This is a genomic window from Candidatus Polarisedimenticolia bacterium, from assembly GCA_035764505.1.
Lineage (GTDB): Bacteria > Acidobacteriota > Polarisedimenticolia > Gp22-AA2 > AA152 > AA152.
In genome coordinates this window covers 1-11,007 of sequence record DASTZC010000161.1, presented here as the reverse complement: position 1 = coordinate 11,007, position 11,007 = coordinate 1, and the positions used below count along the sequence as shown (strand labels likewise).

Annotated in this window: 8 protein-coding genes and 2 tRNA genes; all 10 read right to left on the bottom strand. The window is 64.8% G+C overall.

Annotated elements, in window-relative coordinates; translation table 11 throughout:
- Positions 1-2,931: carboxypeptidase regulatory-like domain-containing protein (locus VFW45_10820; GenBank protein ID HEU5181277.1), on the bottom strand; the 2,931-nt coding region annotated here is incomplete at its 3' end.
- Between the two features lie 147 nt (positions 2,932-3,078).
- Positions 3,079-3,153: transfer RNA gene (locus VFW45_10815), tRNA-Cys, on the bottom strand.
- A 130-nt stretch (positions 3,154-3,283) separates the two neighbouring features.
- Positions 3,284-3,358 (bottom strand) — tRNA-Gly (locus tag VFW45_10810).
- Between the two features lie 84 nt (positions 3,359-3,442).
- Complete coding sequence (locus tag VFW45_10805; GenBank protein HEU5181276.1) at positions 3,443-3,838, bottom strand: YraN family protein; 396 nt, start codon at positions 3,836-3,838, stop codon at positions 3,443-3,445.
- Positions 3,839-4,426 (bottom strand): hypothetical protein, encoded by a 588-nt coding sequence (locus VFW45_10800; GenBank protein HEU5181275.1) that lies wholly within the window; start codon positions 4,424-4,426, stop codon positions 3,839-3,841.
- A gap of 20 nt (positions 4,427-4,446) precedes the next feature.
- Entirely contained in the window at positions 4,447-5,049 is a 603-nt protein-coding gene (locus tag VFW45_10795) for a hypothetical protein (GenBank protein HEU5181274.1), read from the bottom strand.
- Between the two features lie 16 nt (positions 5,050-5,065).
- A complete protein-coding gene (locus tag VFW45_10790) occupies positions 5,066-5,611 on the bottom strand; it encodes an RNA polymerase sigma factor (protein HEU5181273.1) in 546 nt (181 codons plus the stop codon).
- 127 nt (positions 5,612-5,738) lie between these two features.
- The gene (locus VFW45_10785) at positions 5,739-7,085 is read right to left on the bottom strand and encodes an acetyl ornithine aminotransferase family protein (GenBank protein ID HEU5181272.1); all 1,347 of its coding nucleotides are present in this window, start codon (positions 7,083-7,085) and stop codon (positions 5,739-5,741) included.
- Positions 7,086-7,119: 34 nt separating this feature from the next.
- Positions 7,120-8,508 carry a cysteine--tRNA ligase gene (gene cysS, locus VFW45_10780; protein ID HEU5181271.1) on the bottom strand — a complete coding sequence of 463 codons (1,389 nt, stop codon included), beginning with the start codon at positions 8,506-8,508 and terminating at the stop codon, positions 7,120-7,122.
- A gap of 187 nt (positions 8,509-8,695) precedes the next feature.
- Positions 8,696-11,007: hypothetical protein (locus tag VFW45_10775; GenBank protein ID HEU5181270.1), on the bottom strand; the 2,312-nt coding region annotated here is incomplete at its 5' end.

The following is an 11,007-nucleotide window of genomic DNA, read 5'->3' as shown; positions in this document are numbered from 1 at the left end:
GAAATCGTCCGCCAGCCTGCCGGTGGCCGGATCGATTCGGGTAATGTGGTTCACGTCCACGTCCTGCAGCTGGTGGTGGTAGTTGCGATGGACGAAGGTGACGGAGAGCGACAGCTCGGGGGCCAGCTCCCGCTCGAATCCCAGGGTGAGCTCGTCGGTATAGGGCGTGGAGATGCCCCGATCGATCTGGGTGGCGCTCGGCGGCGCCGCGGAGCGCGGCCGGCCAATCTGATTGTCGGGGCGGCCGAAGAAATCGACGCCATTGGCGTCGAAATTGTAGGAGCGGGTGACCGTGTCGGGACCCTCCTCGAGGATCATCGTGTTGAGGAACAGCTTGTCATAGAAGCGGCTCCACGAGGCGAATGCCTTCGCCTTGCCATCCGCCCAGGGGTCCCAGGAGAGGCTCAGCCGCGGCGATACGTTGGTGTTCTGGATCGAGAGTTCTTCGTCGCGCCGGGGGTTGAAGCCGCTGGCCAGGAGATCGTTCACGTCCACGCCGCGGCCGAGCACCTGGCTGAGGTAATTGGCCTGGATCGCCACCTCGTGCTCGTGCCGGGTGAAGCGGCGCGGGGCGGCCTGCGCCAGCCCCGCGGTGACCTGGGCGATGTGCAGCATGTCGCCATGCAAGCCAGGACTGTACAGCGGGTCGGAAGCCTGGATCCCAAGGTCGTTAATGTTGTCGTAGGTGAGCGGCGTGTTGGAGCTGTGCTCCACATCGGTCAGGGTCATCAGGGCGTCGTAAACCCTGCGCTCCGCCCTGGGGTCGAACGGCGAATGGCCGAAAGAGCTGAGGTCTTCGATGTCGAGGCGGACCCCCAGCCCCAGGGTCAGGTTCGGCATCGGCTTGTAGGTGTCCTGAACGTAGAAGCCGTAATTGTTCCCGGTCGCCGAATTGTCGATGGTCGGGATCGTGGCCAGGTGTGCGGCGACCGATCCGCCGACCTGCTCGGTGTTGTCCAGCGACCGGCCGCGGCTGAGCTTGAAGTCGAGAACGGGACGCTGCGTGGTCTCCCGCTCGAACCCTTCCCTCTCATAGAGGAAGCCCATCTTGAGGTCGTGGCTGCCGCCCGGTGCGTCCACGAACACCGAGAAATCCTCCCTCAGGCTCAGGCGGGTTCGGCTGTCGGAGTATTCATAAGGATTCGGACCGAGCCTCATGGAGGTGTTCAGGTCCTTGGAAAAATCGCGGTCGGGGTACAGGGGCGCCTGGTATTCCCCCGGATCGCGGACGCGATCCCCGTCCCGATCGCTCCAGAACGGGAAGGAGGTCGGTCCCGAGTTGCCCACGGTGTCGAGGAGGTTGTTGTGGTTTGCGTCTTCCGAATCGAACTGCCCGTTTCCCGCCGTGCCGGGAAGCTCCGCCAAGCCCCGGTCCTCGTCGGGATCCACGATCCCGTTCTCGTTCAGATCGAACTCTCGATCCAGCAGGCCGTTGCAGTTCACGTCCTCGTTGGCGGTCCCCTCGCACCCTCCAGGAGGGGTCAGCCTGCCGTCATTGTCCCGGTCCTCCCCGTAGAAGATGTCGAGCTTCCCGTTGTGATTGAAGTCTTCATAGAGATCGTAGGCGCGGTCGCGATCGAAATCCTCGCCCGGGTCCCGCTCCCGGGCCTGAAAAAAGCCGTCCCCGTTGCCCCCGAGATCCGGACGGTTGTCGATGAAGAGCACGCCGTTCCCGTTGGTGTCGGGATTCTGGGTCGGCTCCCGCGCGAACGATTGATCGAACCAGGAGAGCGATGACTCCAGGAGGTGGGTCGGGCTGAATACTGCGGTCTCTTTGAGGGTGAAAACCGGTCCGCCCCGCTCGTACTTGTAGCCCGACTCCACCGCCGTGAGGCTGTCGAGCCCCTGGTTCTCGTCCTTGGTGCGGTCGGCCGTGACCGAGAAGGCAAGCTTGTTGGGCGCGTTGATCTGCCAGGTCAGCTTGCCGAGCTGCCGGTAGCCTCGCGTCCGAGTGATGAACGCCTGGCTGACGGCGTTGATGGGGGTCTCGACCTGGATGAACTCGCTGGCCACGTAGTACCAGACCCGGTCCATCATGATGGGCCCGGAGAGAGACAGGAATGGGTAGTAATCGGTGAAGCTCAGCTCGCGCAATCCCTCGACCTCGCCCAGCCCGCCGCGCAACTCGGGAGGATCGATGCCGGCGCCGTCGCCGTCCAGGCGGTCGGAGCGCACGAAGAACTTGAGGTCTCCCTTGAAGTCGTTGCCGCCCGACTTGGTGATGATGTTGGCGAAGCCGCCCTGGGCGCGGCCGAATTCCGCCGTCGCTCCCGATGTGATGACCTCGATCTGCTCGATCGACTCGATGTTGAGCTGCTGCCCGTAGTAGCCGCTGAAGGGATCGGTCGTGTTCATGCCGTCCACCAGCGTGAGGACATCGGTGTCCCGGGCCCCATGGATGTTCGGGTTGCCGGTGCCGTTCACGTCGGTGACGCCCGGGGCCAGGCTCAGGACGTCCTGGTAGTCGCGCCCCAGGACCGGCAATCCGCCGATGAACTCCGAGGAGAAGGTGGTGGAAGTCACGACGCTCTCGGTATCGACGAGATCGGCGTGCCCCTCGACGCGCAGCACCTCCTTCATCTCCGAGGCCGGGCTCATCACCACGTCGAGCGTGTAGGTCCGTCCGGCCACCAGCTCGATGTCTGAGAACTCCACCACGCCATAGGTGGGGAGCTGCACCTTGACCTTGTAGCCGGGGCCCGGCGGAAGCTGAGGGAAGCGGAAATTGCCGTCCTTGTCGGAGACGGCGCCCGGCTCACCGACCGCGAGGGTGGCGTTCCGGACCAGGATGGTCGCCCCGGGCAGAGGATGGCCGAGCCGGTCGGTAACCCTTCCTTTCAAGTCCGTCGTAACGCTGCCCAGGGCGGGGCCGCTAACCAGAAGGAAGACCAGGCTGGCAAGAACGATGAGACTGCCCGCGCCGCGGCGCATGCAACCTTCCCCCCGATTGGGGTTGTGGCGGTCAATCCCGAGAGTGGACTTGATTATAGGCCCGCCTCCGGGACCCCGCAACAGAGAAGCCCGAAGGGGAAATTTCTCCCGCTGTCTTTGAACCGCGCCTGGGATGGGGATTTTGGGTGGAGGCGGCGATCGGAATTGAACCGATGTATGGAGGTTTTGCAGACCTCTGCCTTACCGCTTGGCTACGCCGCCGCTGCCGGCACGGGGAACCTGTCTGCCGGGGAAACGCCGCAATTATAGGAGAGGCTTGGCTTTGGGCGCAACTCGGAAAATCAGTGCCGTGACGGTTGTCGTCAGGAGGAGGTCGGGGAGGAGGAAATCTTGGAGCGGGAAACGGGATTCGAACCCGCGACTTCAACCTTGGCAAGGTTGCACTCTACCACTGAGTTATTCCCGCCCGCTCGCTCTTTCGGAGGTAGAGTCCCGCAAGAGACCCGGAATTTTTAGCAGAGGCAGGAGTTCCTGTCAAGGCACCGGGGTCTCAGCGATCGGCTGCGAAGGCGTCCTTCAGGTGCTCCAGCAGCGTCGCTCCAGTGGGGGAGAATCGGACGGAGACGACGTCGAAGCGGCAAGGGTGGCTCCAAGAGTCGCGCGCCGAGAGGTAGAGCGCCGCCGCCCGGAGAATCCGCCGGCGCTTGGCGGCGGTCACGGCTTCGGAGCCCTCCCCGAACTCCAGGCTGCTCCGGGTCTTCACTTCAACGAACACCAGATCGTCGCCATCTTTGGCGATTAAATCGACTTCGCCTCCCTTGCAGCGAAACTTCCTCTCTACGATCCGCATTCCGCTGCGTGCCAGGAAATCGGCGGCCGTCTGCTCTCCGCGGTCCCCCAGGATTTTGCGGGGATCCGCGCCCGAAGCCGTCGGCCGCGGTGCCACCTAGTACTCCTCCTCCCCCAGATCCGGGTCATCTTCCGAGGGAGCCTCGGGGGGCGCGGGTGGACGCGGGGTCAGCTTGCGGGCATCCTCGATGCGCCGCTGCATCTCGCGGCGGAAGCGGGGCACGAAAATCCTGATCTGGGCCTGCTGTCGCGTGTTGAGCAGCCGATCGATCTCGCTCCTCAGCTGCAGCTCCTGCTCCTGGTGGCCGCGCTCCAGATCGTCGAGACGCCGCACGACGCTCAGGACTTCCTTCTCCGGAGCCGACTCGGCCGCGAGCTTCGCCTGGATCTGCCGGAGGGCATCACGCCGGTCGCGGGCATAGCGCTCGCGCTCCGCGAACACCTGCTGCACCTTCGGAATGACCTCCGCCTCCTGGCTGTGGGTGAGCGCCAGCGCCTTCTTCATCGACGAGATCATGAGGACCTGAACCGCCTCCTTCATTTCCTCGGATTCCTGGACGGGCCTGCCCCGGGGTGCGGGCTGCGGGGCTGCCGACAGCAAGGACAGCGCCGAGGCGCACAACACCAGGGTCGCCGCCGCCAGGCCGGGCGCGAGCGGTTTGCAGAAATGGCCGATGGCTTTCACGATCCGACTCCTCCTTGGCTTCAAACCCAGCCCCGATCCAGCCCCTGGGCCACGGGACGCTGCTGTTCCACCGGATGCTCTCCCGAGGATTCGTAAATCCCCGGCTCGTCTCCGGGGAACACCTCCTCGAGGACATCCTGCATGTGGGACGTCATGGAAACCGCAGCGCTGCGTTCATCCACCGCCCAATCCGGGTCGGGTGCGATGAGGTCCAACGCCTGCTGCACCCCCTCCGAATCGGTCATCGCGAGACGGTGCAGCCGTGCCGCGGCATCGACCTCCGCCGGCGCCCTCCACCCCCACACCGTGACGGCCGCGACGAGGAAGGAGGCGGCGGTGGCCGCGAGCGCCCACCAGCGCGCCGGAGAATGGTGCGCTCCGAAGGCCGGCTCCGAGGCCAGGCGCTCGCGGATGCGCGGCAGGAACAAGCGCCAGTAATCTTCCCCGGGATCCGGGACCGGGTCGCGGCCGAGGCCGCCCAGGATCTCCTCGAGGCGGACGCGCTCGAGACCGCAGCCGCGGCAGGACCGGAAGTGATCCTCCGCCGCGGGGGAAAGGGGGACGCCTTCGAGCCGCGCCAGCGTCAGCTCGTCCTGGACCTCGGAACAACGTCGAGCCTTCATCGAGCTCCTCGCTCCCTCAGCCGCCGACCCGCTGCTTCAGGCCGCGGACCGCATGGAAGAAATTGGCCTTGGCGGTTCCCACCGTGCACCCCATGACCCGGGCAATCTCATGGAACTTCATCTCCTGGAACACCCTCAGGATCAAGGTTTCCCTCTGCCTCCTCGGTAGCTGGCCGACCGCCTTGCGGATCTGCTCCTGCCGCAGGAACCCGAGCCGATCCGCGGGGGCCGGCTGCTCCAGATCGGGCACTTCCTCCAGCGGCGCATCGCGGCGGGTCGCCAGGATCCGTCTCCGATCCGTGGCGAGGTTCAGCACGATGCGAGTCAGCCACGTCCTGAACGAGGATTCGCCCCGAAAGCGCCCCAGCGAGCGATAGACCCGCAGGAACGCCTCCTGGGCCAGGTCATCTGCATCAGCATGGTTTCCAACCAGACGGTAGGCAAGCCGGTAAACATCCCGCCGATGGGCCTCGACCAGGCGGTCGAAGGCGGCGCGCTCGCCCGACTGGAAGAGCCGCACCAGCTCCAAATCCCTCAGGCTCGGATCCGGCGGTTCCGGCATCGACGTCATCCGCGGGCGTCCTCACGCATGGTTCGACTCCCCTTCGCGGGGAAAGGTTGAAAAGAGCTCACACTCCGGGAGGAAGGGGGACCGCCAGATAGCCGTCGCCGCCGGAACCGGGGCGTCTTCAGGACCTCGCTTCGGATTCTGCCTCCGCCACCGATTCCTCGAACAGCCGGAGGCAAGTATCCACCTGCTCGGAAGTCACGACCAGCGGCGGACAGAACCGCACGGTGTTGTCGCCGCACCCCAGCAGGAGAAGGCCCCGGGCGAAGGCCTTGTCGACGATGGCATCGCGTGTCCGGGGATCCTTGCGCCGGTCCGCGGTGCCGGGGACGATCACCTCGGCCCCCACCATCAGCCCCAGCCCCCGGACGTCCCCGAGAATCGGATGGCGCGCCATGACACCCCGGACTCCCTCCTGCAGGCGCTGCCCCTGCCGCTCCGCGTTCTCCAGGTACTCCTCCTTCAGCAGCCGGAGCGTGGTCAGGGCCGCCGCGCAGGCCACCGGGTTCCCGCCGAAGGTGCTGGCGTGAGCCCCGGGAGTCCATCGCATGATCGACTCCTTGGCAATGCACAGGCCCAGGGGAAGGCCCGAGGCGATTCCCTTGGCGATGGTCACGATGTCCGGCTTGAAGCCGAAATGCTCCGAGGCGAACATCCGGCCGGTCCGGCCCATCCCCGACTGCACCTCATCGGCAATCACCAGGATGCCGTGATCGCGCGCCACCTGCTGCACCCGATCCAGGAACTTCAAGGGAGGCACGACGTAGCCGCCCTCCCCCTGCACTACCTCAATCACGATGGCTGCCACTTCATCGGGAGGAACCGTCCTGGGGAAGAGATAGTCGGTGGCCAGCGAGAAGCACTCCACGTCGCAGGTCTCGACGCGGCGGTTGACCGGACAGCGATAGCAATAGGCGTAGGGGACGTGATCCACCCCGGGAACCAGCGGAAAGAAGCCGCGCCGCTGGACGGCTCGGCTGGAAGTCAGCGACAGCGCTCCCAGCGTGCGGCCGTGGAAGGAGCCGAAGAAGGCCAGGATGCGTGGACGGCCGGTGTGGTAGCGGGCCAGCTTGATGGCCGCCTCGTTGGCTTCCGCACCCGAGTTTCCGAAGAAGACCTTGACCGGTCCCTCGATCGGCGCGAGTGCCGCCATTTCCTCCGCCAGCCGAATCTGGGGCTCGTAGTAGAAGTCCGTGCCCGACATGTGAATCAGACGCGCCGCCTGCTCGGCGATGGTTCGCACCACGTCGGGATGGCAATGCCCGGTCGCCGTGACCGCGATTCCGGCCGTGAAGTCGAGGAACCAGTTCCCATCCACGTCCAGGATGGCCGCACCTTCGCCGCGCTCGACCACGAGCGGGTAGGCGCGGGTGTAAGAGGGGGACACCCGGCTGGCGTCCCGGTGGATCCAGGCCTTGGCCTTGGGACCCGGCAGAGAGGTGATGAGCTTGGGCAGGGTCGGTGGCATGCGCTTCCTCCAGTCTCGCCGTTTTCGGCGAGCGTCACATCTTCTTTTTCCAGCGGACCCCCGAAGGGGTGTCCTCGAGCAGGATCCCTCGCCCCAGGAGCTCGTCCCGGATGGCGTCGGCTTCCGCGAACCGGCGCGTCTTTCGCAGCCCTTCCCGGCGCTGCACGAGCGCTTCCACCTCGGCGTCGAGCCGGTCGGACGGCAACAGCTCCAGCCCGAAGACGGCGGATACTTCGCCGAAGAAGTCCCGCAGCTCCCGCGCGTTCTCCTCCGGCAGCTCGCCGCGGTCCGCCGCCGCATTGATCTCCCGGACCAGCTCGAAGACGAAGCCCATCGCCGCGGCGCTGTTCAGATCGTCGTCCAACGACTCGCGGAAGTGCTCGCGCAGGGTTCGGGTGGTCTCCGCCAGCGCGGCGTTCCGGCCCGGAGCCGCCGCGGTGCCGAGCCGGCGGACGCAGTCCCCCAGGCGGTGGAGGTTGGTCCCCGCCCAGGAGATTCCCTCGAGCGTGAAATTGATGGGCTTGCGGTAGTGCTGCGACACGAGGAGGTAGCGAATCGCCCGCGCGTCGTAGCCCAGTCCCAGCAGATCGCGAAGGGTGTAGAAGTTCCCCTTCGACTTCGACATCTTCTCGCCGTTCACCACGAGGTGCGCGCAGTGCATCCAGACCCGAACGAACGGATGGCCGGTGGCCGCCTCGCTCTGGGCAATCTCGTTCTCATGATGCGGGAAGATATTGTCGGAGCCGCCGGTGTGCAGGTCGAAGGATTCTCCCAGGTATTTCATGCTCATGGCCGAGCATTCGATGTGCCAGCCCGGACGGCCGGTCCCCAGCTCCGTTTCCCAGCAAGGTTCTCCTTCCTTGTGCGCTTTCCAGAGCACGAAGTCGCGCACGTCGTCCTTCTCGTACTCGTCGGAGTCGACGCGGAAGTTGGCGATCATCCCCTCGCGGTCGAGGCCGGCCAGGCGCCCGTACGCGGGGAAGGTGTCGAGCCTGAAGTAGTACGAGCCCTTGCTCTCGTAGGCGTGGCCCTTCTCGCGCAGCGTCCGGATGAGCGCCACCATCTCCTGAATGTGGCGCGTGGCCCTCGGGTAGATCTCGGCACGCTCGACCCCCAGGGCGTCGAGGTCCTCGAAGAAAGCGTCGATGTAGCGTTGCGTGAAATCATCCAGGCTCACGCCCGCCGCCGAGGCGCCGCGGATCGTCTTGTCGTCGACGTCGGTGATGTTCATCACGTGCGTGACGCGATATCCCCTGGCCTTCAGGTAGCGGCGCAGCAGGTCTTCCCAGACGTAGGCGCGGAAGTTACCGATGTGGGCGAAGTCGTAGACCGTCGGCCCGCAGGTGTACATGCGGACCTCGCCCGATGCCAGAGGCGTGAACTCCTCCTTTTGCCGGGTAAGAGTGTTGTAGAAGCGAATCAAGCGATCGTCTCGGAGGTCTTGGAGCCCGGCCCCCGGGTCGCGGGCCGCGGCGGGGCGCTCGAAGGGTCAGTCTAACTGGCCCTTCAGAACCGTGTCAATGCTTCCGCCGTCGGGCGTCGGCGGCTTGCGACGGCAAGAAAAAAGGGGGGCTCGCAGGAGCCCCCCTGGGTGGAACCCTGCTTTCCAATCAGAAGGTCATCTTGATCCCGAACTGGTAGCGCCTGCCGAAATCCCGGATTTCGTTGGCCTGGAGGGATTGCGCGCGGTCGTCGATCTCGAAGATGCGCAGGTCGTCGGTATTCAGGAGGTTGTCGATCACGAAGAAGGCCGATGCATTCACCTTCCCCAGGACGAACTGCTTTTCCGTCCTCGCGCTGATGTTGTAGACCGCGGGGTTGCGATGGATGTTGCGCTCCTCGTCGTAGAAGATGCCGGTGTTCGGGTCGCGCTGTCCGAAGAGCCGGCGGGTCTGGGGGAAGTCGACGTTGTCGGCGGCCGTGACGCGGTTCACGAATGAATAGGGCAGGCCGGAGGCCCAGGTGATGCCGCCCCCGACGCGCCAATCGCCCGGGAGGTACGCCGTGGCGAAGAACTTCGCGACGTGCCGCTGGTCGAAATCCAGATAGCCCGATTTCAGCTCGGTCAAGGCAGGATCATTGCCGCTCTCGGAGAGGAACGAGTCGGCTTGCCCGCGCGACTTGGAGAAGGTGTAGTTGGCCTCCATCTGCCACTTCCGGCTCAGGCGCCGGACGAACGTCAGCTCGTATCCCACGTAATCCTGGTAGTTGATGTTTCCGACCCTGAGGATCTGGTTGAAGTTCAGGTTGTTGATGAAAAGATCTGGGTAGCGGTCCGAGACGCGCTCGTCCGGCTGCCCTTTCCCCGCCTCGCCGCCGCTTCCCTGCGGTGGGTGGCGGAAGACCCCTCCAAAGCTATCGCAGTATCCGGAAGCCGTCACCGCGCCGCAGGTCGCCCCATTGACCCCGGGCTTCCGGGTGGTGTGGTTCACGTCGGAATCCTGCAGCTGGTCACGGTACTTGACGTTGACAAAAGTCAGGCCGAGGCTCATCTCGGGCGCGATCTCACGCTGGAATCCGATGATGAACTGGTCGGAGAAGGGAGTGCGCAGGTTTCGATCGATCTGATTCGCCGAAGGCGGACTCTTGGAGATGGGAGACCCCACCTTGTTGTCGGGAATTCCCGTTGCATCCACGCCGTCGCTGTCGTAGCGATAGTAGGGCGTCAGAAGGTCGGGACCTTCCTCGCCAATCACAGACCTCAGGAAGAGCTTGTCGTAGTACCGGCCCCAGGAAGCGGTGGCCTTCGACTTGCCGTCGGCCCAGGGATCCCAGGAGACGCTGAGCCGCGGGCTCAGATTGTTGTTGGTGATGGTGAAATCCTCGGGCGCACGCGGCGTTCCCTTGTTCAGGATGTTGCTCGTCTGTTGATTCAGCTGATCGCTGGAGATGGTGGTCAGAAAATTGTGGCGCGTCAGACGTCCTCCGGCGGCGAACTGGAGATCCGAGGCCAACGTTTTGGCCCGGAGCGCATACTCCGGAATTCGGACCACATCGTTCCCGTAGATGGGATCGCGGTCCTCCAGGCTGGACACCAAGATGCCGTCGTTGTTGATATCGCCGCTGAGCGTCTCGAAACCCCCCAGGGCGCTGAGCGTGTCGAACTCGATCCTTTCCTGGACGGGATCGAAGAAAGTGTAGCCGTGCGAGGTGATCTCCTCGCGATCGTAACGCAGGACCACCCCCACCGTTAGGTTCGGAATCGGCTTGTAGGTGTCGCCGAAGTAGAGGCCGAAATTGTCGCTGCCGGCGGAGTTGGAAGCCTGCTGTTGGACCGGCAGGAACGCCGAGATGACGCCGCCGATCTGTCCCGTGTTGAGGTTCTGGGCTCCGGTTTGAAGCTGCCAGAAGGGGCGCGCCTGGAAGGTGGCGTCGTAGCCTTCCCGCTCCACGGACATTCCCACACTCATGTCGTGCTGACCGAAGAAATCGGGCACGAAATAGGAAACATCCTCCTTCAGGGTGTCCCGGGTCCGGCTGTCCTCATAGGTCTGGTTATAGGGCCCGGTAAGCGTGAGGTTGCTGAAGTTCAGGAGGTACTGCTTGTCGGCCGAGAGCGGCGCGGTGTACTCGCCCACGTCGGGGATGCCGTTGTTATTGCGATCGACCCAGTTGGGGAAGGGATTGTCGTCCAGGAAGTGGTTGCCGTTGCGGTCCTCGGTGTCGAGCACGCCGTTCCCCTTGGTGCCGGGAATGAAGCCACCGGGGCACACCGAGGGGTTGGGGCACGGGATTCCGGTATCCTCGTCGGGATCCACCACGCCATTGTCGTTCTTATCCGTCTCGAAATCGAGATGCCCGTTGCAGTTGGTGTCCTCGCGATCGGCGCCTTCACAGCCGAGGGGCCCGGTGAGCCGTTTGTCGTTATCTCGATCTTCGGTACAGGTCACATCGCCCGTGATCGGGTCGGGTTCGGAACAGC

What these genes read in the sequence shown, in the direction of transcription:
- VFW45_10790 (HEU5181273.1), bottom strand. Translation starts at nt 5,611, where the DNA reads ATGCCGGAACCGCCGGATCCGAGCCTGAGGGATTTGGAGCTGGTGCGG.
- VFW45_10795 (HEU5181274.1), bottom strand. Translation starts at nt 5,049, where the DNA reads ATGAAGGCTCGACGTTGTTCCGAGGTCCAGGACGAGCTGACGCTGGCG.
- VFW45_10785 (HEU5181272.1), bottom strand. Translation starts at nt 7,085, where the DNA reads ATGCCACCGACCCTGCCCAAGCTCATCACCTCTCTGCCGGGTCCCAAG.